The 25945-nt window shown below is 70.7% G+C and carries 21 protein-coding genes and 1 tRNA gene; 6 read left to right on the forward strand and 16 right to left on the reverse strand.

Features of this window, described 5'->3' with window-relative positions; translation table 11 throughout:
- Window positions 1-170: 170 nt before the first annotated feature.
- Together DEO23_RS02875 and DEO23_RS02880 are read right to left on the reverse strand one after the other, a co-directional pair.
- Entirely contained in the window at window positions 171-1262 is a 1092-nt protein-coding gene (locus tag DEO23_RS02875; protein ID WP_109274474.1) for a hypothetical protein, read from the reverse strand.
- A 331-nt stretch (window positions 1263-1593) separates the two neighbouring features.
- Window positions 1594-3849 (reverse strand): HAD-IB family hydrolase, encoded by a 2256-nt coding sequence (locus DEO23_RS02880; RefSeq protein WP_109274475.1) that lies wholly within the window; start codon window positions 3847-3849, stop codon window positions 1594-1596.
- Window positions 3850-4130: 281 nt separating this feature from the next.
- Here DEO23_RS02880 and DEO23_RS02885 point away from each other — a divergent pair, with 281 nt between their 5' ends.
- The 4 genes from DEO23_RS02885 to DEO23_RS02900 all read left to right on the forward strand — a co-directional run bounded on the left by DEO23_RS02885 (window position 4131) and on the right by DEO23_RS02900 (window position 7925).
- Entirely contained in the window at window positions 4131-4910 is a 780-nt protein-coding gene (locus DEO23_RS02885; RefSeq protein ID WP_109274811.1) for an SDR family NAD(P)-dependent oxidoreductase, read from the forward strand.
- 5 nt (window positions 4911-4915) lie between these two features.
- On the forward strand, window positions 4916-5734 hold the full coding sequence (locus tag DEO23_RS02890; protein ID WP_240613178.1) for a lysophospholipid acyltransferase family protein: 819 nt from the start codon (window positions 4916-4918) through the stop codon (window positions 5732-5734).
- Window positions 5731-7440, forward strand: coding sequence for an FAD-binding oxidoreductase (locus DEO23_RS02895; RefSeq protein ID WP_109274476.1), 1710 nt, complete (start codon window positions 5731-5733; stop codon window positions 7438-7440). Before DEO23_RS02890 ends, DEO23_RS02895 begins: the two co-directional genes overlap by 4 nt.
- A gap of 74 nt (window positions 7441-7514) precedes the next feature.
- The gene (locus tag DEO23_RS02900; RefSeq protein WP_109274477.1) at window positions 7515-7925 is read left to right on the forward strand and encodes a hypothetical protein; all 411 of its coding nucleotides are present in this window, start codon (window positions 7515-7517) and stop codon (window positions 7923-7925) included.
- 22 nt (window positions 7926-7947) lie between these two features.
- Here the strand turns inward: DEO23_RS02900 and DEO23_RS02905 are convergent, their stop codons facing one another.
- Both DEO23_RS02905 and DEO23_RS02910 read right to left on the reverse strand, forming a co-directional pair.
- On the reverse strand, window positions 7948-9063 hold the full coding sequence (locus tag DEO23_RS02905; protein WP_109274478.1) for an alpha/beta hydrolase: 1116 nt from the start codon (window positions 9061-9063) through the stop codon (window positions 7948-7950).
- Window positions 9064-9237: 174 nt separating this feature from the next.
- Window positions 9238-10395, reverse strand: coding sequence for an alpha/beta hydrolase (locus DEO23_RS02910; RefSeq protein WP_109274479.1), 1158 nt, complete (start codon window positions 10393-10395; stop codon window positions 9238-9240).
- Between the two features lie 340 nt (window positions 10396-10735).
- Here DEO23_RS02910 and DEO23_RS02915 point away from each other — a divergent pair, with 340 nt between their 5' ends.
- Together DEO23_RS02915 and DEO23_RS02920 are read left to right on the forward strand one after the other, a co-directional pair.
- On the forward strand, window positions 10736-11530 hold the full coding sequence (locus DEO23_RS02915) for a ThuA domain-containing protein (protein ID WP_109274480.1): 795 nt from the start codon (window positions 10736-10738) through the stop codon (window positions 11528-11530).
- Complete coding sequence (locus DEO23_RS02920) at window positions 11520-12731, forward strand: Gfo/Idh/MocA family protein (protein WP_240613179.1); 1212 nt, start codon at window positions 11520-11522, stop codon at window positions 12729-12731. The genes DEO23_RS02915 and DEO23_RS02920 overlap by 11 nt, the downstream gene beginning before the upstream one ends.
- Window positions 12732-12774: 43 nt before the next feature.
- On the opposite strand, the gene DEO23_RS02925 is transcribed toward DEO23_RS02920, so the two are convergent.
- The 12 genes from DEO23_RS02925 to DEO23_RS02980 form a co-directional block, all read right to left on the reverse strand.
- A tRNA-Arg gene (locus DEO23_RS02925) sits at window positions 12775-12850 on the reverse strand.
- A gap of 136 nt (window positions 12851-12986) precedes the next feature.
- Window positions 12987-14057 (reverse strand): LppM family (lipo)protein, encoded by a 1071-nt coding sequence (locus DEO23_RS02930; RefSeq protein WP_109274481.1) that lies wholly within the window; start codon window positions 14055-14057, stop codon window positions 12987-12989.
- A 122-nt stretch (window positions 14058-14179) separates the two neighbouring features.
- The gene (locus DEO23_RS02935; protein WP_109274482.1) at window positions 14180-15019 is read right to left on the reverse strand and encodes an SGNH/GDSL hydrolase family protein; all 840 of its coding nucleotides are present in this window, start codon (window positions 15017-15019) and stop codon (window positions 14180-14182) included.
- 2 nt (window positions 15020-15021) lie between these two features.
- On the reverse strand, window positions 15022-15429 hold the full coding sequence (locus DEO23_RS02940) for a cell division protein CrgA (protein WP_109274483.1): 408 nt from the start codon (window positions 15427-15429) through the stop codon (window positions 15022-15024).
- Between the two features lie 425 nt (window positions 15430-15854).
- On the reverse strand, window positions 15855-16508 hold the full coding sequence (locus tag DEO23_RS02945; RefSeq protein WP_109274484.1) for an anthranilate synthase component II: 654 nt from the start codon (window positions 16506-16508) through the stop codon (window positions 15855-15857).
- A complete protein-coding gene (gene pknB, locus DEO23_RS02950; protein ID WP_109274485.1) occupies window positions 16501-18756 on the reverse strand; it encodes a Stk1 family PASTA domain-containing Ser/Thr kinase in 2256 nt (751 codons plus the stop codon). The genes DEO23_RS02945 and pknB overlap by 8 nt, the downstream gene beginning before the upstream one ends.
- A complete protein-coding gene (locus tag DEO23_RS02955) occupies window positions 18753-20309 on the reverse strand; it encodes a serine/threonine-protein kinase (protein WP_109274486.1) in 1557 nt (518 codons plus the stop codon). Before DEO23_RS02955 ends, pknB begins: the two co-directional genes overlap by 4 nt.
- On the reverse strand, window positions 20306-21751 hold the full coding sequence (locus DEO23_RS02960; protein WP_109274487.1) for a peptidoglycan D,D-transpeptidase FtsI family protein: 1446 nt from the start codon (window positions 21749-21751) through the stop codon (window positions 20306-20308). The genes DEO23_RS02955 and DEO23_RS02960 overlap by 4 nt, the downstream gene beginning before the upstream one ends.
- Window positions 21748-23136, reverse strand: a complete 1389-nt coding sequence (locus tag DEO23_RS02965) for an FtsW/RodA/SpoVE family cell cycle protein (protein WP_109274488.1) — start codon at window positions 23134-23136, stop codon at window positions 21748-21750. The genes DEO23_RS02960 and DEO23_RS02965 overlap by 4 nt, the downstream gene beginning before the upstream one ends.
- A gap of 1 nt (window position 23137) precedes the next feature.
- Window positions 23138-24490, reverse strand: coding sequence for a PP2C family protein-serine/threonine phosphatase (locus DEO23_RS02970; RefSeq protein WP_109274489.1), 1353 nt, complete (start codon window positions 24488-24490; stop codon window positions 23138-23140).
- Complete coding sequence (locus DEO23_RS02975; protein ID WP_109274490.1) at window positions 24487-24990, reverse strand: FHA domain-containing protein FhaB/FipA; 504 nt, start codon at window positions 24988-24990, stop codon at window positions 24487-24489. Before DEO23_RS02975 ends, DEO23_RS02970 begins: the two co-directional genes overlap by 4 nt.
- Before the next feature lie 7 nt (window positions 24991-24997).
- Window positions 24998-25708, reverse strand: coding sequence for an FhaA domain-containing protein (locus tag DEO23_RS02980; RefSeq protein WP_109274491.1), 711 nt, complete (start codon window positions 25706-25708; stop codon window positions 24998-25000).
- Window positions 25709-25945: the final 237 nt, after the last annotated feature.

A 25945-nucleotide genomic window follows, 5' to 3' on the forward strand; every position in this document is an offset into this window, starting at 1 on the left:
CGGGGCCCGGCGGTCCTGTCGGCCCGTCGGCTGGGCGGTCCCGCCGGCTGGGCGGTCCTGCCTGGTCGGTAGGCGAAGGCCGTCTATAGGAAAGATCCGGAGCAGAACGAGCGTGTTCTGCTCCGGATCTTTCCTATAGAGGGGCGTGAGGACGGTGGGGACGGGTGTGCTCACCCCCTGTACATCAGCGCCGGCGGACGGGTGCGCAGGGATGCGACCGCCTTCCGGATCCGTTCCACGCTCGGCACCCGTGCGCCCCGTTCCCGCAGGCTTTCGCGCAGCCGCAGCAGGGAGGGCAACGGATCGAGCAGGTCGCCGCGGTTCTGTCGGCGCAGCAGCCACCCTTGGGCCGCGAGGGCTTCGCGACGCTCCTCGTCCTCCCGCCAGGCACGCTTGGAGAGCCGGCGCCAATCGCCGTCGTACTCGAGCCCTACCTTCGGAGCCCACCATCCGTTGTCCACCCGCCGCGTCCGACCCTCCAGATCGACGTGCACGGGCAGGTTCGGCACGGGCTCCTCGAATCCCGCGTGGCATGCCAGGAGACGTGCGTAGGTCTCGCCCGGTGACTCGACACGGGGTCGGGACAGCGTGAGTGCGCGACGGAGAGCAGGAACTCCGGGTCGGGCCGTCTGCCCCTCGGTGTAGGCGCGGAGATCCTCGAGGGTCAGCCCACGCACGTCCGTCGTGTCGCCGATCAGGGCGTCGGCGGCGGCCACCAGGTCCCAGACGGGCAGCTGGGCGGCGAGCTGCAGCAGCACTTCGGCGGGATGGGACAGGGCCAGCCCGCTGCGCGTGATCGTCGGGCGGGGTGAGCTGCGATGCACATGCGTCGACTCACGCACTCCGCCCCGGCCCTGACCGATGGTGCAGTGCAGCGGTGGGAAGGACGCTGCCAACCCGTCGGCACCCGAAAAAAGGCTCCTGCTCTGCTCCGGCGTGATGCGTGCCGGGATCACCGGCCCGACGCCGTCCCACTCACGGGCCGCGGAGAGCAATCCGACTCCGTCGTCGAGCTGGTGCGGCAGGGGAATGCCCCAATGGACGGCGGCCGTGGAATGACTGATCACGCAGCCCGGCAGGACCCGCTGCTGCAGGAGGCGGCAGAGCACGGTGAGACTCGCGGGCTGTTCGGTCGGGGTGTGGAACCCGGGGACCACGCGACGGAACTCGTCGGACGCGAGTCTGCGGGCGGTGACGCCCCGCGCGATCCACTCGCTGCGGTGCATGACCAGCCCGGCGATCCGGCCCGAGGGAGCATTCATGCTCCGCAGGTTAGGGAGCTGGCAGGGGCTGGTTCGCTCGGCCGCGACGGGTGTGGATGACCGGCCTGTGGGGAGGGAGGAGGAGTGGGGGAGGAGAGGCGGAGAGGAGCGCGGGAGTTGCTGGCGGGCGGCAGCGAGGGCGACGCCCCGCGCCCACCCCTTCTATATGACAGTTCCGTAGCGAGAAGCGGTGTTCTCGCTACGGAACTGTCCTATAGCCGGGCTGACGAACGGGCCGATCGACCGACGGGCGGCCGACGGGGTGGCCAACGGACCAACGGACCGACGGGCCAACGGACCGACGGGCCGACGGACGGGCCCGCCCACCCCGTCACCACTCCAGGATCGACCAGCGCTTCTTCTTGGCGACGGAGTAGAGGCCCAGGTCGGGGGAGACGGCCGAGGGGGTGCCCACGAGCTCGAGCCAGGAGGCGTCGGCCAGGGAGTCGCCGTAGCCGTAGGACTTGGCGAGGTCGGCGCCGTGCTCGTCGGCGTACTTGCGCAGCCAGTTCGCGCGTGCCTCGTCGACCACGGGCGGGGTCGCGAGGTAGCCGCTCATGCGCCCGTCGGACGAGACGTCCATGCGCGTGGCGACGATGTCGTCGAAGAGGTCGGACAGCGGCTCGACCAGCACGTCGAGCGCTCCGGTGACCAGCACGGTGCGATGCCCGGCGCGGCGGTGCTGCTCGATCAGCTCGAGCGCCTCGGGGCGGATCGAGGAGCGGATCGAGCGGCCCAGGGACCCGCTCAGCAGGCGCACCAGCTCCTCGCGGCGGTACCCCTTGTAGCGGCGGTTGACCAGGCGGATCAGCTCCGAGCGGTCGCGCTTCTCGGCCCGCAGGTAGGAAGGGACCGAGCGCAGCAGCGAGCCGATCTCTCCCGGCCAGGCCGAGGCGGGACGGGTCGCCCGCACCACCGAGAGGTACTGCTGGATGATGTTCGCGCCCACCACGGTGCCGTCGAGGTCGAACACGGCCACGGCGTCGGTCGCCTCCTTCATGGGGGCGGCGGGGCGGCTCTGCCGTGCGCGCACGGCGGCGCGGCCGCGGGAGTAGGCCTTGGTGAGCTCGGTGACCGCGGGCAGGTGGAGGTTGCGGAAGTAGTCCTTCCAGTCCAGCGCGGTGATGTCGAAGTCGTGCGTGGCCAGGAACGACTCGGGCAGCTCCTCGCGCAGGGCGCGGGTGTTCGCGTCGTCGAAGACCATCTCGGTCTTGGTGTACTGACGGTAGAGCTCGATGTACTTGCGCAGCGTCGAGAGCCCGGACTCGTTGCGGTGCAGCGTCGAGGTCCACTCGCGGGTGCGGCGGGTCGCGGGCAGGCGCGAGACGACGGTCTGGCCGACCTTGGTGGCCAACTCCTTCATCCGGAAGCGCTGCTCGACGAGCTCGACCGACGGGAAGGTCCAGTCGGGCACGGTGATGTCGTTGCCGTCGTCGTCCTGCAGCGGGTGCTCGATGAAGTAGCCGCGCACCGCGTCGACCATCTCGTGGAAGGGCAGCGGGTTCGAGCCGCCCGAGGCGACCTGGAAGTACGCGTCGTCGCCGCGGCGGGCGACGTCCTGGGTGGCCAGGGCGACGATCACGTTGACCACGAAGTCCACGGGGATGATGTCGAGGATCGAGTCCGCGAGCCCCGGGAACTCGGGGAGCAGCCCGCGGCCGAAGGCCATGATCAGCGGGTCGGCGACCTTGTAGCCGTCGATCCAGCCCGGGAAGGGACGCTGCAGCGCCGACTCGATGATCGAGGGGCGCACGAAGGAGACGCGGTGGCCGGCGTCGGCCCACATCGACTCGGCGACGCGCTCGGCCATCGCCTTGGTGAAGGTGTAGATATCGGTCCAGCCCACGGACTGCGCGCGGGTGCGGCCGAAGTCGACCAGGCGCTCGTCGACCCATGCCTTGCGGGCCTCCTCGGCGGCGGCGGCGACGGCCTTGGGGCCCATCCGTCCGTCGCGCAGGCGGGCCACGCGCATGTGCGTGCGCAGGTTCTCGGGCCGACGGGACTCGGCCTCGACGCGCGTGCGCGCGGACTGGGAGGCCTCGAACTCGGCCTGCCAGTCCACGGAGTGCTCGAGGCGCCCCTCGCGGCGCAGTCCCTTGGAGATGCCGCCCACGTACGCGGTGGAGACGTGGATGACGTGCGGGTCCTGCCCGGAGTCCAGCAGGGCCTGGTACAGGTTGCGGGCGCCGCCGACGTTGGTGCGGAAGGCCTCGTCGATCGGCGGGTCGAAGGAGACGGAGGAGGCCGAGTGGATGACCGTGGCGTAGGTCTTGTCGAGCTCCGGCATCGCGGTGAGGTCGCCCTCGAGGACGTCCACGCGCTCATCGAAGGCTGCGCGGACGGTGTCCTTGCCCACCCGGTCGGCCCAGGAGGAGAACACGGGCTTGCGCAGCAAGCCCTCGAGGCGCTTGCGGCCGGTCAGCGTGCCCTTGGGGCGCACCAGGGCGGTGACGCGGACGTCATCGGTGTACTCCAGCAGCGACTGCAGCACGGCCTGGCCCAGGAAGCCGGTGACGCCGGTGAGGAGGACCTCCCGGGAGCCGGTGGTGCCGGCGGAGGCCGGGGCGGACGGGGTGGGGTTGGACATGCGGTGTTCCCTCAGGTGCTGGTGGGCGGCCGACGGGACGGCCGGGCTGGTCCCGGCCTGCGTCCGACGGGGCGACAGCGGACGCTGCAGCAACGGCGGACGCGCCCGCACGCGCGAGGCGGACGGACGTCGAGCACGGTCACCTCCGACGGTAGCGCATGGGACCCCGTCGGCCCCGACGATCACGCCTGCGCGTGACGACATTCGCGCGTGACGCGGATGACGGAGGCAGGGAGGCCGACACGCCCTGGCGGGTCGATGCCCGCATGTATCGTGGCGGCATGCACAGGGCCCTGATCACCGGTGGGACCGCAGGCATCGGAGCGGCGTTCGCCAGGGCCTTCGCCCGGCGCGGCGTGGACCTGGTGCTCGTGGCCCGCGACCCCTCGCGCCTCGCCGACTTCGCCACCGAGGTGCGCGACACCTACGGCGTCGAGGTCGAGACGCTCGTCGCCGACCTCTCCGACCGGGAGGACCAGCAGAAGGTCGCGGACCGGCTGGAGAACTCCGACGGCCCCGCGGTCGACGTGCTCGTCAACAACGCGGGCTTCTCCGTGCGGGCCTCCCTGCTGGACCCCGACCTCGACGAGCACGACCGCGGGTTCGAGGTCATGCAGCGGGCGGTGCTCAAGCTCGGCGGCGCCGCCGGACGCGCGATGCGCGAGCGCGGCCAGGGGTGGATCATCAACATCGCCTCGGTCAGCGCTTTCATCACGCAGAACAACTACACGGCGATCAAGGCCTGGGTCACGAACTTCTCCGAGTCCCTGAGCGTGCAGCTCGAGGGGACGGGCGTGCTGGTCACGGCGCTGACGCCGGGCTGGGTGCGCACCGAGTTCCACGAGCGCGCCGGGATCCGCGGCTCCTCCATCCCCGACTTCCTGTGGCTGGACGCCGACGAGCTCGTCGAGGAGTGCCTGCGGGACGTGGCGCGCGGCAAGCCCGTGAGCATCCCCGGCGGCCGCTGGAAGCTGATCACCGCCGTCCTGCGCACGACCCCGCGCCCGCTCGTCCACCGCATCAGCTCCCTGCTCAGCTCGCGGCGCAGCAAGGAGCGCTGAGGCCCGTGGCGGAGCAGCAGACCCCGAGCGGGGCGGACGAGGAGGACGGCACCTCGCGCAGCGCGCGCCTGCGTCAGTCCCTCTCCTCGCACCTGCGCAGCCGCGGCTGGGACCCGTTGGACGAGGACACCCGCAAGTACCGCTCCCGCGCTCGTTCGTCGCTGCGCTTCGTGCTCCAGCGCGGGTTGTTCCGTGCCCTGGTGCGCGCGAACGTCACCCAGACCGTGCAGGTCGCGCGGCGGGTGAAGTCGGTGCGCGGGCCCTTCGTGCTGGTCGCCAACCACACCAGCCACCTGGACGCGCCGCTGCTCGCCGAGGGCCTGCCCTGGGCTCAGGCGCGGTTCCTGTCCACCGGGGTCGCCGCCGACTACTGGTTCCGCCCCTGGTACAAGCGCCTGTTCGTGCGCCTGCTGTTCAACGCCTACCCGATCGACCGCGACGGCTCGCGCAAGAACTCCGGGTTCTCGCGCCGTCTGCTGCGCAGCGGGGTCCCGATCCTGGTGTTCCCCGAAGGGGGACGGCAGAAGACGGGCGTGATGGGCGAGTTCAAGCCGGGCGCCGCGGCGCTCGCCTCGGGCGTCGGCATCCCGATCATCCCGGCCGCCCTGGTGGGCGGCTACGAGGCCATGCCCAAGGGCCGCAGCTGGCCCAAGCCCGGGCGCCCGCCCGTCGGCGTCGTCTTCGGCGACCCGATGATGGCGCACGAGGGCGAATCGGTCGTCGACTACATGGAGCGCGTGCGCGCGCAGGTCGTCGACCTCTACGAGAGCACCTACGAGCAGATCCTGGGCCCCGAGTCCGGACCCCGGGAGGAGAACCGATGACCGCATCGATCAGCGCCGGCGACGTCACCCGTCACAAGTGGTGGGGGTGGGGGATGGATGACGTCCGCTTCCGCTTCGACAACAAGCCGGCCTTCCCGCCGCTGGCGAAGAACAAGATCGGCGTGGATCTCGAGGAGATCACCCAGTTCGACGACCCCGACCTCGCCGATCACGAGGTCCCCGAGACCCGTCTGAAGAAGCCCGTGCGCACCGCCCTCGAGGACGTCGTAGGTGCCGAGAACGTCCGCGTCGACGACGAGTACCGCGTGCTGCACTCCTTCGGCCGCTCGCTGACGGACCTGTTCCAGGTGCGCTCGGGCCACTTCGAGCGTCTCGTGGACGCCGTGGTCTACCCGGGCAGCGAGCACGAGGTCGCCGCGGTGCTGCGTCTCGCCCTCGACAAGGACCTCGTGCTGATCCCCTACGGCGGCGGCTCCTGCATCTCCGGATCGGTGACCCCGGATCCCGCCGAGAAGCGCCAGATCATCACCGTGAACCTCGGCCGCATGCGCGAGGTGGTCTCGATCGACGACACGGCCGGGCTCGCCCGTGTGCAGGCCGGTGTCTACGGGCCCGACCTCGAGGAGCAGCTGGCCGCGCAGGGCTGGACGATGGGCCACTTCCCGGACTCCTTCACCTACTCGACCCTGGGCGGCTGGGCCGCGACCCGCTCCTCGGGCATGCAGTCCGACAAGTACGGCGACATCGAGGACATCGTGCGCGGCATGCGCGTCGTCCACCCCGAGGGCACCGTGGTCACCAAGCCGATCCCGGGGCGCGACTCCGGGCCGAGCGTCCACGAGATGATCCTGGGCTCCGAGGGCCGCATGGGCATCATCACGGAGCTGACCGTGCAGGTGCACCGCCTGCCGCAGGTGCGCCAGGTCATCGCCTACATGTACCCCGACTGGGAGCACGGGATCCGCGGCATGCACGCGATCGCGCGCTCCACCGACGTCTCGCCGACCTTCACGCGACTGTCCGACGGGCCCGAGACCGAGTTCAGCCTCGCCATGGTCAAGGAGCCCACCTCGACCAAGGGCAAGGTCGCTGCGAAGGTCCAGGACGGCCTGTTCTCCTACCTGCGCTCCAAGGGCTGGGACACGGACGAGGAGATGAGCATCTCCTACGTCTGCTTCGAGGGCTCCAAGGAGACCGTCGAGCACCAGAAGTCGATCGTGAAGAAGCTCGTCAAGGGTGCGGGCGGGATCACGCTGGGCGCCGGCCCGGGCGCGATCTACGACCAGAAGAAGTTCGACACCCCCTACCTGCGCGACTTCCTGCTCAGCTACCAGGTGTTCGGGGACGTCTGCGACACCGGAGCGACCTGGTCGAACATCAACGAGGTCCACGCCAAGGTCTACGAGGCCTTCTACGAGGCGCAGCGGAAGCAGGGCCTGCCCGGCTTCATGTTCTGCCACATGTCGCACAGCTACCACTCGGGAGCGTGTCTCTACTTCACCTTCGCGCTGAAGTACACGAGCGAGGACAAGGCCCTCGAGCAGTACCTCACCGCCAAGCGCGCCGTGCAGCAGGCCTTCGTGGACCTCGGCTCGACCGTCTCGCACCACCACGCGGTGGGCAGCGAGCACCAGCCCTGGCTCACCGAGGACATCGGCGAGCTCGGCGAGCACATCATCGAGGGACTGTTCGAGCAGAACGACCCGGGCCGGAACCTCAACCCCGGCAAGATCGTCACCCCCTGACCAGGAGGGCCCGACAGGAGCCGACGGTCCGGGGCCGACGGGCCGACGGGCCGGCGCCGACGGAGGAGGATCCCGTGAGCGAGGCCCGCTTCTCCCTGCGCTGCGATCCTTCCCGCGCCCGTGAGCTGGTGCTCGAGCAGCTGTGCGCGGAGGGGTGGCGGCAGCGGGCTTCCCGCCCGGCCGCTGCGCCACGCGACCACCCGGACGACGATCCGCCCCCGCTCCGGATGGAACGGGGGCGGATCGGGTCCAGCGTCCTGCTGGGCGGCCTGGCCGGGAACGCGCAGCACCTCCTGCTGCGCGTCGACGTCCGCCCTGATGAACACGACGACAGGGGGAGCGTCGTCGTCTGCTCCTGGTCGGACGTCAGCCCGAGAGCCCTCGGCGGGATCCTCGGCCGCCGACGCGCGGAGCGAACCATGCAGCGGACGGTCGATCGGCTGCGGGATGCCCTCTCGCGAGCCCGCGTCCTGCAGGAGGAATGAACCGTCCCGCGGGGGAGCCGGGTCAGGCCTCGAGCGCGCTCATGATGCCGGGCAGGTCCTCGGCCAGGGCGTCCCTCCAGGCTCCCCACTCGTGTTCCCGACCCGGCCAGACGGCGAAGTCATGGTCGATCCCCGCCTCGTCCAGGGCATCGTGGAAGTGCTCGTTCGTGGGTTTGACGACGACCTCGGTGACGTCAGCCATGATCTTCGAGACCGAGAGGCCCAGCTGTGCAGCGATGTCCGGGGCCGCGTCGATGATCTGCTGGAGGTCACCGTTCAGGCCGTCACCGCAGCGCAGGAACAGGCGCTTGCCCCGATATCGTTCGACGTTGGTGATCGGGTCGTACTGGAATTGCACGTCGGTGACCGGCCATCCCCAGACGGCCCCGGGGAAGTTCGTCGTCTGCCAGTACCCGGCCTGCGCATCGGCCAGAGGTGCGAGCGCGATCGTCCCCTTGACCCCGAGATCAGTGACGTCGGCCGGACCTGAATAGGAGCTGATCGAGCGGAACAGGTCCTGGTACTTCTGGCCCAGCGCGAGCGCGCCGAACCCGCCCATGGAGAGTCCGGCGATCGCCATCCGCGCGGGATCCGTGCGGAAGTTCTCGTGCACGAAGGGCAGGACCTGCTCGATGATGAAGGTCTCCCAGTTCGCCTCGAGCCCCGGTCGCGGGAAGTTGGCGTTGGAGTAGAAGGAACCGCCGCCGCCGTCGGGCATGACGACGATGACGTCCGAACCGGCTGTCGCCTCGATGGCATTCCCTCCATGTTCCGTCCAGTCCAGGAACATCCCCCATCCGCCGTGCAGCAGGAGCAGCACGGGGTAGGAGCGGTCGGTGTCGGCGTAGCCCTCGGGCAGGAGCACGCGGAACGAGGGCGGGAAGGTCTTCACCTGGTCGGTGCTCACCCGGAAGTCGACCGAGCGCTTGTCCGCCGCGGCGACGGGGAAGCCCTTCTCGAACCGCAGACCGTGCGAGGGCGCATAGGCGCCGGGATCGTAGGGATCCGCCGCGGCCGCTCGGGCCGAGGGGGCGTCGAGGACTCCACCGGCGACCGCCGCGGCAGCGACCGTGGTGCCCGCCAGCAGCGTGCGTCGTGAGGGGCGGAGGGATGTCTGGGTGTGGGTGGGGAGGGACATGGAGTGTCTCCTGTCGGGGAGGGATGGACAGCGCAGCGGAACCCAGAGGGCGCGCTGCAGTACCGCCGGGCGGGATACCCGGTCGGATCGAGGAAGGAAAGGGGTGCGCGGCGGCGGGGGACCCGCCGCGCACGGGCCGCGGACGCGGCGATGGGACGCGGGGCGCCGGCCTGGTCAGGCCTCCAGGGCCTTCATGATCCCGGGGAGGTCCTCGGCGAAGTTTTCCTGCCACAGGCCGAACTCGTGCGTGCGGCCTTTGAGCATCTTGTGGTCGTGCTCGATGCCGGCATCGGTGAGGGCATCGGCGAAGCGCTCGAGGTTGGGGCTCACGTCGCCCTCGACGACGTCCTGGCCGATCGTCTTCTGCTTGTCCCGCAGTTGTTCGTAGAGGTCGCCGTGGCCCTTCAGGGCTTCCGCGAAGTCGATCCAGTTGCCGTCCCCGTTGCGCAGGAAGAGGCGCTTGCCCCGGTACCTCTCGAGGTTCTCGATGGGGTTGTAGGTGGAGGCGATGTCCGGGTCGAGATCGTTGCCCCAGATCGATCCGGGTCCGTTCGCCGTGAAGGGGTACCGCTTGGCCTCGAGAGCAGGGCCGATCCAGATCACGAGGGAGAACAGGCCGCCGTCGAGGGTGTCGGGGCGGCAGTCCGCCAGGCCGGAGTACGCGCTGATCGAACGGAACAGGTCCTGGTACTTCTGGCCGAGGGACAGGGCTCCCCAACCGCCCATGGAGTCGCCGGCGACCGCCATCCGGGAGGGGTCCGTGCGGAAGTTCTCGTGCACGAACGGGAGCACCTGGTCAATCAGGAAGGTCTCCCAGTCGGCCCTGCGCCCGGGGGCCGCGTGATACGCGTTGGAGTAGAAGGATCCGGCGCCGCCGTCGGGCATCACCACGATGACGTCCTGGTCGGCGGTCCGCGAGATCACGTCACCGCCGTTGCCGGATCCCTCGCCGGTCTCTCCCTGGGTCCACTGGGTGAAGTTGCCGCCACGGCCGTGCAGCAGCAGGAGCACGGGGTAGTTGCGATCAGGGCTGTCGCGGTAGCTGGTGGGCAGGGTGACGCGGAACGAGGGCGGGAAGGTCTGGACCTTCTCGGTGTTCACGCGGAAGTCGACCGAGCGCCAGTCCGGGATCGGGACGGGGAAGCCGTCGACGAAGTCGAGCCCGTGGCAGGAGTGGTAGTTCGAGGCGTCGAACGGATCGTTCGTGGAGGCGTGGGCGGTGACGGGGGCCGCGAGCAGGCCGGTTGCGGCGGCGGTGCCGGCGAGAAGCGCCCGTCGGGAGGGGCGGGCAACGCGGGAGGCCCGCTCGGGCGTGACGGCAGAAAGGGTCATCGGATCTCCTGTGATCGGTGCACGAGAAGCCGTGGCCGAACCGAAGACCGTCGCGCGGGAGCACCCTCGTTGGCGCACCCGTCCGCCGCGATCCGAAGAGCTCGCCGGGGCCTGGACAGAGTGCACGGACAGTGCGCGCTGTTGCAAGGGTCACTGGTCGTCGCGGCGTGTCGACGGCGAGGGAGGACCACTCGGCGGCGCTCCGGTGGCCGCGCGCCGGCAGCAGGATCGTCCCAGCAGGGGGACAGGGCATGGAGTGGGAGGGTGCCGCGACCCTACGATGGTGACCACGTGGGAACGACCCCTGCGATTACCCCCAGAGACGAAGGAGTCACGCGCGATGACCCTGCGCATCACCGTGTTCGGAGAGAACCGGCACGAGAAGTTCGACCAGCGGGTCCAGGAGCTCTACCCCGAGGGCATGCACACGACGATCGCCGAGGGCCTCACCCGCACTCTCGCGGAGCTCGGGGTCGAGACCGAGGTGCGGATCGCCCTGCTCGACGACATCGAGGACACCCTCAGCGACGAGGTGCTCGCCGAGACCGACGTCCTCACCTGGTGGGGGCACATCGCCCACGACGACGTGCCCGACGAGATCGCCGAGCGCGTGGTCCGCCACGTCCGCGAGGGGATGGGCCTGCTGCCCCTGCACTCCGCCCACTACTCCAAGCCGTTCCGGCTGCTCATGGGTACCACCTGCAACCTGCTGTGGCGCAACGACAACGACGAGGAGAGGGTGTGGACCGTCAGCGGCTCGCACCCGATCGCGCGCGGGGTGCCGCACCCGATCGTGATCCCCGGCCAGGAGATGTACGGGGAGATGTTCGACATCCCCGCGCCCGACGAGCAGGTGTTCCTCTCCTCCTTCAGCGGGGGAGAGGTGTTCCGCTCGGGCTGCTGCTTCTACCGCGGCAAGGGGCGGGTGTTCTACTTCAGCCCCGGTGACCAGGAGTACCCCGTCTACCACCAGGCGGAGATCCAGCGCGTGCTCGCAAACGCCGCGCTGTGGGCCGCCCCGCAGGAGGGGCGCGAGCGCACCCCTGTGAAGATCTCCAACGCCCCGCGGGACTGGTTCCGCGACGGCGTCGCCGGGCCCGGCGAGGACGGGGAGGCACTGGATCGTGTCATCTGACCTGTACAGCGTCTCGGCGGCGAGCACCTCGGAGGCGGTCGCCGACCCCAATGCCGCCCTCGCGGACGCGGCCGGCCGGCGCCCCTTGCGGGCGGTCGTCGTCGGCGCGGGCGGGATGGGCAGGTGGTGGTCCCGTGTGATCGCCTCGAGTCCGATGACCGAGCTCGTGGGCGTCGCGGACCTCGTCGAGGGCATGCCCGCCGAGTCGATCGCGCAGTCGGGGGTCGAGGACCCGTCGGCCGTCGCGATCGGCACCGACGGCGTCGACCTCGCCCTCGAGATCGGGGCCGACATCCTCATCGACCCCACCGTGCCCGTGGCCCACCATCCCGTCACCCTCAAGGCCCTCCATGCGGGGATCCCGGTGCTGGGCGAGAAACCGGTCACCGAGACGCTCCCGGAGGCGCTGAGCCTGATGGCGCACGCCGAGCTCACCGGCGTGCCGTTCATGGTCTCCCAGTCCCGACGCTTCTTCCCCCAGGTGCGTGAGCTGCGCCGTTTCGTCGCCGCCCACGGGCCGACGGTCCTCACCAGCGCGTTCTTCAGCCTGTTCACCGAGCACGGGGGTTTCCGCGCGACCCAGCAGCATCCGCTGCTGCGTGACATGGGCATCCACGCCTTCGACACCGCCCGGTACGTGACCGGCACGGACCCGATCGCCGTGACCGCCCGCGGGGCCAACCCGCCGTGGAGCACCTACGCCGGTGATGCGAGTGTGACCTGCACCTTCGAGATGTCGGGCGGGTCGCTGTTCGTCTACAACGGGACTTGGAACGCCCGCGGCCTGCCGACGTACTGGAACAGCGAGTGGCGGATCGGGGCCGAGCACGGCAGCGCCACGTGGGACGGCAAGGGCGTCCCGCAGCTGGGCACCGAGGACGAGGCGGGGACGAGCTCGCTGCAGCGGGACCTCGAGCGCGCACTCGAGGCCCCGGAGCCCGATCAGATCGACGCCTCGATCATCGAGTTCGTGACCGCGGTGCGCGAAGGCCGACGACCCATGTGCGAGGTGCACGAGAACATCCTCAGCTTCGCGATGGTCGAGGCGGCGGTGGCCTCGGTCGACCGCGGCACGCGGGTGGTGATCGACGAGGTGCTCGAGGAGGCCCGCACGGAGGCGATCGCCGCCGAGACGTATCCCGAGGCCCGCGACATCCTGCAGTCCTGGCCGTCGGTGCGTGAGGCGATCGAGCGCAACTGACATGCGAAAGGCCCCGTCACCACTGGTGACGGGGCCTTTCCGCTGGTGCGCCCGGAGGGATTCGAACCCCCAACCTTCTGATCCGTAGTCAGATGCTCTATCCGTTAAGCTACGGGCGCCCGTCGGCCATGCCGACCTGATCAATACTAATCGGCCCAGCACCTGCGCGCCAATCGAGAGGCCGTGAGGCGCCTCACGGAATCATCGCGCAGGCAGGGGCTCGACGACGACCCGGTCCGACGGAGCGACGCGATGTCATCCCTGTGGGGGTCCGGACCAGGGCTGGCCGCCCTGAGGGTTCTGGCCGGGCTGCTGCGCCCCGGGCTGCTGGCCCCACTGCGGAGGCTGCGACCCCTGCTGACCCTGACCCTGACCCTGACCCTGGCCCTGGCCCGGGGCCGGGCTCCATCCCTGCTGCTGCGGAGCAGGAGCCGGCGGCGGGGACATCTGGCCACCTGCGGGACCTGCGCCGGAACCCGCCCCTGGACCGGCGCCTGGACCGGCTCCGGGGTACCCGCCAGGACCTCCGGCGCCACCGGCACCCGGGCCTTGGCCCGGGAAGCCCGGACCACCGGCGTTCTGCGCGGCCTTCTTCCGTCGCGAGCGCACCACGAAGAAGATGATCAGCGCGAGCGCGATCAGGACGATCAGCAGCAGGACGACGACGGCGACGATCACCCCGATGAGCACGCCGCTGATCCCGCCGGCCTTGGCCGTGATGTCGAGCCCCGAGCCGAGGTCGGTGGGGTCGGTGATGGTGACGGTCTTGCCGTCCACGCTGCCGACATTGGCGTCGAGGACCTTGCCCGGGAAAGTGAACGACAGCTTCAGCTCGAAGCCGTTGACGTCGGAGGAGCTCAGCTGGCTGAACGATTCGTCGGGCTTCTGCGTCAGGTGCAGTTCGCCGTTGCTCTTCTCGATCGAGAAGGCGGGTCCGAAGTTCTCCTTCTGCACCGTCCCGGAGATCTTGCAGCCCCACATGCCGTCCTTCTCGTAGGACTCGGGCTTCGCGGCGCCGAAGGTGGATTCTTCGCTCCCGAGCTCCTTGCACATGTCCGCGGCGGAGTCGTACGAGGTGTCGACGTACTCGGTCTCGAGGGCGATGTCGAGATCCAGGTGGTAGCTGTTCTCGTCCTTGATCTCGTAGTCGGCCGTCATCCGGCCGCACCCGGCGACCAGGAGCAGAAGGGGGAGCAGGAGGAGGGCGGCGAGCCGTCGCCGCAGGGGGAGGGGATGCATGGGGAACCCGTCGTCGGTGAAGGAGGCGGACGAGGAGATCCCGCGTCCACGATCGGCCGATCGCTGCGCGGCCGAGTCCGTGCTCACACTGTAAACCGACGTACGCACGAGCGCAGTGGGGAGAACTCCCCATCGTCGCTGCGTCCCGCTGTGTTCCGTTCCGCTCCCGGACACCGGCCCGGGGCGCGCGCGGGAGGGCCGGCTGTGGGTCAGCTGTCCTCGGCGGAGGTGCCGGGCGGCATCGGTGAGCCGAAGACGGGCGCCGCCGACGGGCGCTTCGCGTGCACTGCATCGCCCGAGGACTGGCGTCGCAGCCGGCGCATCACCCAGGGGCCGAAGTGGACCCGCGCCCAGTGCAGGTCCTGCTGGCGGGCCTCCCGCCACGGCACCGCCGTCGGATCACCCAGATCGTGCGGCTGCAGGGAGTGCTCGACGCCGAGGGTGTCCAGCACGTGCGCAGCGATCGTCAGGTGCCCCTCGGGGGAGAAGTGCAGGCGGTCCTCGGCCCACATCGCCTCATGGGTCAGCGACCGCAGGCCCCAGAGGTCCACGACCGCCGCGCCGTGGCGCTGGGCGACCGCACGCATGTTCTCGTTGTAGATCGCGGTGCGCCCGCGGATGAGGTGGAAGACCGGGGTCGAGCCGACGTCGGGGCCCGTCCACAGCACGATCGTCGCACCGGTCTCGGCCAGCCGGCCGACGGCCGCGTCCATGGCGGCGGCGATCTCATCGGGGTCCTTGCCGCGGATGACGTCGTTCCCGCCGGCGAAGATGCTGATCAGATCCGGCTCCAGGGCGATCGCAGGATCGATCTGCTGGGCGATGATCTCCCGGTACAGGCGCCCGCGGATCGCGAGGTTCGCGTAGACGAAGTCCGGGACGTCCCGCCCCAGCTCCTCCGCGACGCGGTCGGCCCAGCCGCGATGCCCGCCCGGGACATCGGGATCAGGGTCGCCGATGCCCTCGGTGAAGGAGTCGCCGAGGGCGACGAAGCGCCGCCAGGGCTGGCCCTGGCCGGGACGGGTGCGAGGTGCGGGCCCGTCGCTCATGCTCACTTCCAGAACATGAGCGTGACGCCGCCCAGCGCGAGCACGCCGAAGCCCACCAGCAGGTTCCAGTCACCGATCGGCAGCGGCATCGTCGCGCTCGAGAGGTAGTACGTCACCAGGTAGATCAGGCCGATGATCAGCAGCACCACGGCGAGCGGGGCGATCCACGAGGGGGTCACCGCCGGGGCGGCGGAACGGCGGCCCTTGCCGGTGGCTTCCGCCGTCGGGCGACGGCGCTCGGCGATCGCGTCCTTCGCCTTCTCGCGGGTGTCATCGGTGGCTGGCTCCGCGGCAGCCGAGGGCGTCGAGGACCCGGCGCTCTTCGCGCGCTTCGCGGGCTCGGCACCCTTCGCGCGCTTGACGGGATCCGCGGGCTTCCGGTCGCTCTTCCTGCGCTGCGATGGGGTCATGCGATGCTGCTCCGTTTCCGACGGGGACGAGGTCGATGGACGTGGTGCGAGGCTGACGACTCAGCCGGCGAGGAGCCGTGAGGGCGGGGCGGCACGGACCGGAGGAACCTGAGCGAGAAGAGAACCCGCAGGGTTCCATGGTCCTGCGCCACGGCCCAGGGTATAAGGCACACCTGGGCGGCGCGAGCGTGGAGTTGGTGGCCGGGTGGCCAGGTGGCCGGCGGCGGGAACGCGGGTCGCAGGGCAGGGTCCGGGAGGCAGGTCCGGGGAATCGGTGCTGCCCTGGTGCGTTCGATGGCTCCAGGTGAGGGCTCACGCCCCCAGAAAGGTCGAGACCTCACCCGGAGCCATTGACGGAAGCACCTCGACGAACCTCAGCAGCGTCCAGTCCATCGACCGGCGCGCATCGCCGGACCAAGAGCCGGTCAGGCCGGGGAGACCAGGGGAGCGAGGCCTTGCGAGCGCTCGAGGGCGTCGATCCCGTCGCACAGCTCGAGGAAGCGCGCGAAGATCAGGTGGCCGTGCTGGGTGAGCACCGACTCCGGGTGGAACTGGACGCCGTGCAGCGGCAGGCTGCGATGGGCGAGCCCCTGGACGACGCCGTCGGCCGATCGGGCCGTCACCTCGAGCACCTCGGGGACGGTCTCGGGCACCACGACCAGCGAGTGGTAGCGGGTGGCGGTGAAGGGGCTGGGCACCGCGGCGAACACGCTCGCGCCCTCGTGCTCGACCACGCTCGTGCGCCCGTGCATGAGCTGCGGGGCATGGGTGACCGTGCCGCCGAAGAACTGGCCGAGCGCCTGATGACCCAGGCACACCCCGAGCGTCGGCACCTCCGCGCTCGCGCAGGCCTCGATCACCTCGAGGAGCCGGCCGGCGGTCGAGGGCGTCCCCGGGCCGGGCGAGAGCAGGACGCCGTCGATGCCCGAGAGGTCGACGCCGCCGTCGGCCCCGCTGGGCACGTCGTCGTTGCGCACCACGATCGTCTCGACGCCCATCTGCTGCAGATAGCCGACGATCGTGAACACGAAGCTGTCGTAGTTGTCGACGACCAGGATCCGTGCGGGCCGGTCACTCATTGCCGCTGTCCCCGTTCTCCTTGTCGTTGCCGCTGTCCTCGGCGGGGCTGCTGCTGCTCGAGGCCGAGGACGACGGGCTCTCGCTGTCGGAGGTCGAGGACGACGGGCTCTCGCTGTCCGACGGGGACTCGGTGGGCGTGTCCGAGCTCGAGCTCGGGTCCTCCGTGGGCTCCTCCGTCTTCTCCGGGCCGGTGGAGACGTAGATGGTGACCGTGGTGTTCGGCGAGACCTTGTCGTTGGGCTTGGGATCCGACTTGATGACGGTGCCCTTGGCGACGTCGTCATCGGACTGGTAGGTGACCTCGACCCCGAAGTCCTCGCTGCTGAGGGCCTTGCGCGCATCGGCCTCCGAGCGGCCGACGACGTTCGGGACGGTGACGTCGCCCGGCGCCTTCGCGACCACGATCTGCACGCTCGAGCCGACCTCCGCGGTCTTCCCGCCGCCGCCCGAGGGGGTCTGGTCGACGACCGTGCCCGGGTCCTCGTCGGACTCCCGGGTCGAGGACTCGACCTCGAAGCCCTGCTCCTGGAGAGTGTCGGTTGCCCGGTCCTGATCGAGCCCGGTGACATCGGGCAGCTCGGTCTCGCCGGAGGCGAGATTCACGGTCACCGAGTCGCCCGCCTCGGCGCTCGAGCCGGCCGGCGGGTCCTGCCCGACGACCGTGCCCGCCTTCTTGCCGGAGGCGTCCTTCGAGTCACCGATCTCGATGCCGAGCCCGGCATCCTTCAGCGCCTGCGTGGCGTCGTCGCGGGACATGTCGGTGAGATCGGGGACCTCGACCTGCTCCGGGCCGCTGGAGACGGCGACCGTCACCACGGAGTTCTCGTCGACCTGGGTGTTCGCCCTCGGGTCGGTCGAGATGACCTGGCCCTCCTGGACCTTCGAGCTCGCCTTCTTCTCGAACTTGCCCGTGAGGTCCTCGGCCTCGAGCCGACTGCGGGCCTGGTCCTCGGACATGTTCGTCACGTCGGGGACGCTGGTCTGCTTCGGTCCGTTGTCCCACGGCTGCCACACGGTGAGGATGGCGGCGATCGCGGCGGCGGCGATCAGCAGCAGGAGGACGATCGGCCAGACGGCGCGCTTGCGCCGCGGCTCGGCCTCGTCGTCGGGCCGATCCGTGACGGTCCCGGCGGTCCCGGGGCCACCTGCTGAGGTGCCGGTGGCGCCGCTGCCGCCGGCAGCGCCGGCTCCGGCCGCACCTGCGGCCCCGGCCCCGGCGAGCCCCGCACCGGCGGCGGCAGCCCCTGCCCCGGCCGCCGGGGCGCGATGCGTCTGCTGGGCGCCGGTCGCCTGCGAGGGCAGCGCCTCGGTGCGCTCGTCCACCGGGCTGAGCACCGTGGTCGCCTCGGCGTCCGAACCGGGCTGCGGGTTCCCGGGCACCAGCCGCGGAGCGCGCCCGGCGACCACCGAGGCGATGTCACGCCCGAAGGCGGTCGCCGAGGGGTAGCGGGTCTCGCGGTCCTTGGCCAGGCCCGTGAGGATCACGCGGTCCACGTCGGGCCCGATCGCCGGGTTGAAGCGGGAAGGCGGGACCGGGGTCTCGCGCACGTGCTGGTAGGCGATCGAGACCGGGCTGTCCCCGGTGAACGGCGGACGTCCCGTGACCAGCTCGTAGAACACGCAGGCCGCGGAGTAGATGTCGCTGCGCGCGTCGACCAGCTGTCCGCGGGCCTGCTCGGGGGAGAGGTACTGCGCGGTGCCCATGACCGCCTGGGTCTGGGTCATCCCGGTCGCGTCGGCCACCGCGCGGGCGATGCCGAAGTCCATCACCTTGACGTCGCCGTCGTCGGTGATCATCACGTTGCCGGGCTTGATGTCGCGGTGGACGATGCCCTGCTGGTGGGAGTACTCGAGCGCCGAGAGCAGCGCCTGCATGATCGGTCCGGCCTGCTCGGGCGACATCGGGCGCTCGGGGTCGATGTAGTCGCGCAGCGTGCGCCCGCGCACGTACTCCATCACGATGTACGGGATCGTGATCTCGTTGCCGGTGAAGTCCTTGGTGTGCTCCTCGCCGGTGTCGTAGACGGCGACGATCGACGGGTGGTTCAGACCCGCGGCGCTCTGCGCCTCGCGGCGGAAGCGCTCCTGGAAGTTCGTGTCGCGAGCCAGATCCGTGCGCAGCACCTTCACCGCGACCGTGCGGTGGAGACGGCGGTCCTCCGCCAGGTGCACGTCGGCCATGCCGCCGTGCCCGAGAGCCTTGCCCAGGGCATAGCGCCCGGACAGAATCAGGTTCTCTTCGCTCACGTTCCTACCGTCCTCGAGGCTTCGCCGGTCAGGGCCGGCTCGAACATCGTACGTGCATGCAGGGCCAGTTCGGTCGTCCCGACGGCCGGGTGCGACGCGGGCAACGGTGCCCCGCTCAGCCAGCTCCCGGGGATCACGCCCACGCCCAGCCCGACCGCCACGAGTGCGACCACGACCACGATCAGCAGCAGCACGAAGCCGGGCACCGTGAACGGCCCGATCCGCGACCCGGTGCCGCCTGAGCGAGGGGTGCGACCCGAGGAGGGCGAGCTCCGCTGCGCGGGTGCGTCGGCAGCGCCACGAGCCCCTCCGGTCCCCGCGAACCCGGCGGTCCCGGCGGCCCCGGCGGCCCCGGTGGACGCCGCGCGCGACGTCGTCCCCGTCGCGGCGGGTGCGGGGGAGCCCGCACCCCCGGGCCGGTTCGCGCTCTGCGTGCGCGAGGACCCCGAGGCGGGCATCGCCGCCGACGTGCTCGGCTCCGAGGCCGAGGGCGCCGAGGCACCCGACAACGCCGAGGGCCCCGACGTGCCCGAGCGGTGGCGGATCCCGCGGCGACGGTGCGTGCGCGGCAGCGGCATCGCCGCCGTGCGCGTGCCCACCGGCGAGGAGGACGGCCGCTTCGAGGAGGAGCTGCGGTTCTCCCCGGTGGACCCCGAGGAGGCCGAGGTCCCGGACGAGGAGGAGCCCGTCCCGGCCGGGATCGCCCCGGTGGTGAAGCGCGGCTCCTCGCCGCGCTGGATCGACTCGAGGATGCGGGCGACGGCCGCGGCCGAGCGCGGACGGTTCGCCGGCGCCTTCGCGAGCAGCATCATCACCAGGCGCCGCAGGTCCTCGCCCACCGACTCGGGGAGAGCCGGGGGCTGCTTCTTGACCTGCGCCATCGCGATCTCCACCTGGCTCGCGCCGGTGAAGGGTCGATGACCCACGACCATCTCGTAGGCGACGATCCCCAGTGCGTACAGATCCGAGAGCGAGGTGGCCTGCTTGCCCATCGCCTGCTCGGGGGAGAGGTACTGGGCGGTGCCCATCACCAGACCGGTCTTGGTCAGCCGCGCCTGGTCCTGGCTGCGGGCGATCCCGAAGTCGGTGATCTTCATGTGCCAGCCGTCGGTGTCGTCCACGAGGATGTTCTCGGGCTTCACGTCGCGGTGGACCACACCCTTGGCATGGGCGGCGTCGAGCGCGCGAGCGAGGTCGATGAGCACCGAGATCACCCGGTCCTCGGGGAGCCCGTCGGGGTTGGCCTCGATGATCTCCGAGAGCGGCCGTCCCTTGCACAGCTCCATCACGATGTACGCGCGGCCGTCGATCTCGCCGTAGTCGTAGAGCGCGGCGATCGTGTCGTGGCTGAGCGAGGCGGTGTGCCGGGCCTCCGCGCGGAAGCGCTTGAGGAAGCCCTCGTCGAAGGCGTACTCCTCGCGCAGCACCTTGACCGCGGTCTCGCGGTCCAGGTCCTGGTCCCAGCCCTTCCAGACCTCGCCCATGCCGCCGGTGGCGATCAGGGAGTCCAGGCGGTAGCGCCCCTCCAGCACCATTCCCTTGCCGGTCCTCACTTCGAGACCACCGCCTCCATCACATTGCGCGCGATCGGAGCCGCGACGTCCGCGCCGTACCCGCCCTGCTCGACGACCACGGAGACGGCGACCTTCTTCCCGCCGTTGTCCGCGAAGCCGACGAACCACGAGTGCGGGGTGCGTCCGTCACCCCACTGGGCCGTACCGGTCTTGCCGCCGACCTCGACGCCGTTGATCGCGGCGGCACCGCCCGTGCCGTCCTTGACCGTCGACACCATCATCTCGCGCATCTGCGCCGCATTGGCGGCGCTCAGGGGCTGGGAGTACTGCTGGGCGGAGAACGAGGAGATCACCGACTGGTCGCGGGTGCGGACCTCATCGACCAGCTGCGGGGACATCACCTTGCCGTCGTTGGCCATCGCGGAGCCGACCATCGCCATCTGCAGGGGCGTCACCCGGTCCTCGTACTGGCCGATCGAGCTGGTGGCGAGCTGGGCGTCGTTGAGGTCCTTGCCCATGCTCGAGGGCGTCACCGACAGGGGGATCTCCATCCGGTCCCCGAAGCCGAACTCCTTGGCCTTCTTCTCGATCGCGTCCTCGCCCAGCGAGATGCCGAGCTTGGCGAACGAGGTGTTGCACGACTGCTGCAGCGCGGAGGACAGCGTCGAGGAGCCCCCGGAGCCGCAGGGCGTGTTGTCGCCCCTGGGGTGGTTGTACAGGGTGTTCTGCGTCTGCGGGAGCGTGAACGAGCCCGGGCCGGGGATCTTCGTGTCCTTCGTGTAGTCGCCGCTGTCCAGGGCGGCGGCGGCCACGATCAGCTTGAAGGTCGAGCCCGGCGGGTAGAGGTCGCCGGCGATCGCCCGGTTGGTCAGCGGCCGGTCGGGATCCTCGTTCAGGTCCGTCCACGCCTGGTGCACCTTCTTCGTCGAGTGCGAGGCGAGGTCGTCGGGGTCGTAGCTGGGTGCCGAGACCAGCGCGAGCACCTTGCCGGTCTCGGGGTCCATGGCCACGGCGGCCCCGCGGTGGCCCTGGAGCGCGTCGGTCGCCGCCCGCTGCGCGGCGGGATCGATCGTCAGCTGCACGGACGCGCCCTGCGGGTCGCGTCCGGAGACGGTGTCCGTGAGGCGCTGGTAGAACAGCGCGTCGGACTCGCCGGAGAGCGTGTCGTTCAGCGACTTCTCCAGCCCGGAGAAGCCGTACTCCACCGAGTAGTAGCCGGTGACGGGGGCGTACAGGGACCCGGGGTCGTAGGTGCGCTGGTAGCCGTAGGCGTCGTCGGTCGCATGGGACTCGGCGATGGGTTCGCCGCCCACCACGATCGGTCCGCGGTGGCGGTCGTACTCGGCGTAGACGGTGCGTGCGTTGCGGCCGTCGGCGTTCAGGGACTTCGCGGCGATCACCTGGAAGTAGGTGGTCGAGCCGAACAGCAGCAGGAACAGCACGGCGACGACCATCCACACGTGGCGCAGGGGCTTGTTCACGAGGCCACCTCCTGGGGTCGTCGCGGGGAGGCCGATGCGTCGGCGTCCACCCGCCGGGCCGCCGGGCGACGGGCGGCGTCGGACATCCGCACCAGCAGCGCGAGGATGATCCAGTTGCACACCAGCGAGCTGCCGCCGGCTGCCAGGAACGGCAGGGTCAGGCCGGTCAGCGGGATCACCCGGGTGATGCCGCCGACGACCACGAACACCTGCAGGGCGAGGACGAAGCCGAGACCGGCCGCGAGCAGCGTGCCGAAGCCGTCGGAGATCCCCACGGCCGCGCGCAGCGCCCGCTGCACGAGCAGCATGTAGAGCATCAGCACCGCGAAGGCGCCGATCATGCCGAGCTCCTCGGCGAGGGTCGTGTAGATGAAGTCGGAGTGACCGAAGGGCACCATGTCGGGCCTGCCGCCGCCCGGTCCCTTGCCCAGCAGACCACCGTTGGCCAACCCGAACAGACCCCGGTCGATCTGCTCGCAGGAGCTGAAGTTCTCCCTGCTCAGCGGGTCGAGCCAGCACGTGAAGCGGGTGCGCACATGGCCCAGCAGGGTGGCCGCGAAGATCGCGGGCGGCAGGAACATGACCGCCCCGATCACGAGCCAGCTCAGCCGGTCGGTGGCGACGTACAGCATCGCCACGAACAGCCCGAAGAACATCAGCGCGGTACCCAGATCGGTCTCGAACACGAGGATCGCGATGCAGAAGGCCCAGGCGCCCAGGATCGGCCCGAAGTCCGACCACCGCGGCAGCTGGATGCCCAGCACCTTCGGGCCCGCGAGCGCGAGGGTGTCGCGCCGGGAGACCAGGTAGCCGGCGAAGAAGATCGCGATGCAGATCTTCGCCAGCTCGGCCGGCTGGAAGGAGTAGCCGGCGATGTTGATCCAGATCTTCGAGCCGTACTTCTCGTCGGTCAGGAACGGCACCAGCGGCATCAGCAGCAGCACGGCGCCGCTGACCGCGAAGATCCAGGTGTAGCGGCGCAGCATCCGGTGGTCCCGGAGGGCGAACATCAGCGCCACCGCGAGCACCACGCCGACCCCGGTCCACAGCTCCTGGCGGCCCGCGTACTCGGCGTGGATGGCCGTGAACTTGTTGACCGCGGAGTCGTAGCTGGAGATCATCGCGATGCCGATGCCGTTCAGCAGCACGCCGATCGGCAGGATCACGGGATCCGCGAACGGCGCCCGCCACATCACGGCGATCTGCAGCACCACGATCAGCACGCCCGCGCCGATCGAGATCGTCATCAGATCAGCGGGCAGCTCGCCCTCGCGACCCAGGCCCACCAGGGCGTAGGTCAGCACGCCGAGCGCGGCCGCGATCAGCAGCAGCAGCGCCTGCAGCAGCCGGCGCGGACGCGCCGTGTAGGAGACGACGGTGACCATGTCAGTCCCCCTCGTCGCCGGCGGAGGACCCGCCGTTGTCGGAGGAGCCGCCGCCGTCCGATCCGCCGCCGTCGGAGGCGCTCGAGGAGCTGTCGGCCGGTGGCGTGGGCCCCTCGGTCGGCGTCGTCGGCAGGGTGGTGGCGCTCTGGTCCTCGAGGCGCTGCACGATCTTCTGGGCGTCCTCGAGATCGTCGGCCGGGATGGTCGAGCCGACCTGCTGGCGGGTGACCGAGGGCAGGGTGCCGACGGCGACCTCCGTGGTCTCCACGGGGTCGGACAGCGACAGCGGCCCGAGGTCCTGCGAGATGCCGCGGTAGATCACCACGTGCTCCCCGTCGCTGCCCACGAAGTACTGCTTCTGGGACCAGGTGTACCCGGCCCAGAGGGCGCCCGCGAGCACGGCGACGACGAGCACCAGGGTGACCAGCGCGGGCCAGGGGCCGCGCCTCGGCGGCTCCTCCTCCTCGAAGTCCTCGTCGGAGTAGGGCACCTCGGTGCTCTCGCTGCGGGTCAGGGCGGCGGCGCGGGCGGCCGGCCCGGAGGCGCTCGTGGGCTGGTTGCGGGTGCGTGCGGCGGAGCCGACGATCAGCGGGGCGCTCGAGGGGGCCTCCTGGCCCCGCGGCAGGTCGTCGAGGTCCACGACGTCGGCGACGATGCAGGTGATGTTGTCCGGCCCGCCGCCCTTGAGAGCGAGCTGCACGAGGGCCTCGGCGCACTCGTCGGGGTCCTCGAAGCCGGTCATGGTGGCGTCGATGGTCTCCAGCGACACCAGCCCCGACAGTCCGTCGGAGCACAGCATCCAGCGGTCGCCCACTCGCGCCGAGCGCATCGAGAGGTCGAGCTCGGGATCCGCGTCGACGTCGCCGAGCACGCGCATCAGCACAGAGCGCTGCGGATGGCGCTCGGCCTCCTCGGGGGTCAGCCGCCCCTCGTCCATGAGGCGCTGGACGAAGGTGTGGTCCTTGGAGACCTGCACGGTCTCGCCGTCGCGCAGGAGGTAGGCGCGCGAGTCCCCGATGTGGGCGAGGGCGAAGCGGCCCTCGGCGCGCAGCAGGGCGGTGACCGTGGTCCCCATGCCGGCCAGCTGCGGCTCGTCACGGGCGCGGCGCAGGATCTGCTGGTTGGCGTCGAGGATCGTCTCCTCGAGGCTCGCGACCAGGTCGGAGGCGGGGGTGTCGGTGTCCAGCTGCGCCATCCGCCCCACGGTGATCGAGGAGGCGACGTCGCCGCCGGCGTGCCCGCCCATGCCGTCGGCCACCATCAGCAGGTGGCTGCCCGCGTACCCGGAGTCCTGGTTGTTCGAACGCACCAGACCCACGTCGCTGCGGGCCGCGTAGCGCAGCGCCACGGTCATCGGGGACCTCGCCTCAGCTCGATCTCGGTGCGGCCGATGCGCACCTGGGCACCGGGCCGGAACGGCACGGCGCCCTCGATCGTGGTCCCGGACAGCAGCGTGCCGTTGGTGGAGCCGAGGTCCTCGACCATCCACTCGTCGTCCTGCGGGAACACCCGGGCATGGCGGTTGGACGCGTAATCGTCGTCGAGCACGAGGGTGCACTCGGGGGCGCGGCCGATCAGCACCGGGGTGCGCCCCAGCGTGAGGGTGGTGCCGCGCAGTGGACCGGCCGTGACCACGAGCGCCGTCGCGATCACCGAGGGATCGGTGCGCAGCGATGCGGCCTGGGCGGGATCGGCCGACGGCCGCTGCTCACGACGCGGGTCCGGCTTGGTGCCGCGGTTGACCACGGTGGTGCCGAAGAGATCGTTGCGCAGGATCAGCAGCACGGCGACCACGAACAGCCACAGCCCCAGCACCAGCGCGATGCGCAGGACCAGGATCGTCAGTTCGCTCATGCGGCGATCACCAGGAGGCCTGCGACTGCTGGGGCAGGATCACGGTCATCCGGGTGCGTCCGATGCGGACCGTCGAGCGGTCCTGGACCGGGACGGGCGTGCGGATGCGCTCGCCGTCCACGAAGGTGCCGTTGGTCGATCCGAGATCGGTCACGGTCACGTTCCCGCCGTCGGCCCGCAACTCGACGTGGTGACGGGAGACGCCGGTGTCGTCGAGGATGATGTCGGCGTCGCCGCCGCGGCCGATGACGGTCACGGGGCCGGTCAGCAGGTACTGCTGATCGTCGATCTCGACGATGGGGTGGCCGGGTCCGGCGGCCTGCTCGGCCCCGGTCGCCGGTGCCACGGTGCCGCGCTCCGTGCGCGACTCGGTCTCGAAGCGGCCCGCGCGGACCTCGTCGTCGGCCTCGAGGGAGACGACCACGCCTCCCACGAAGACGTACCGGTTCTTCTCGGCGTGCTCGAGGACGACGCGCTCCATCTCCTCGATGAGCGTGTCCTCCCAGGAGGAGAAGCGCTCACGGTCCTCGGAGTTGAGGTAGATCGTGAAGACGTTGGGGGCGATCGTGCGGGTGCGATCCAGGACCTGGATCTGGTCGTCGCACTCGCGCTTGAGCCCCTGGGCGAGGTCGAGCGGCTTGAGCTGGCCGCGACCCGACGTGAACACGCTGGTGACGCCGCGGTCCAGTCCGCGCTCGATCCGATCCAAGATCCCCACGGTCGATCCTCCGCTGTCGAGACGATGCCCGGTGGAGCCTGTGCGTCCGGGGGGCCGCCGACGGCGGAGAAGGCGCACAGGCACGGGCGGTGCTGATCGATCGTATCGTGCCACGTCGTCGCTGAACGCGAGGAGGAGCGAGGACCTGGGGGAAGGGGTGTGCAGGTCGTGTGGAGGCGCACCCCGTCGCCGCGGTCCCCGCTCCTCGTGCGGAGCTGCTCGCGCCGAGCTCGGCGG

Source organism: Brachybacterium endophyticum (assembly GCF_003130585.1).
Classification (GTDB): Bacteria; Actinomycetota; Actinomycetes; order Actinomycetales; family Dermabacteraceae; genus Brachybacterium; species Brachybacterium endophyticum.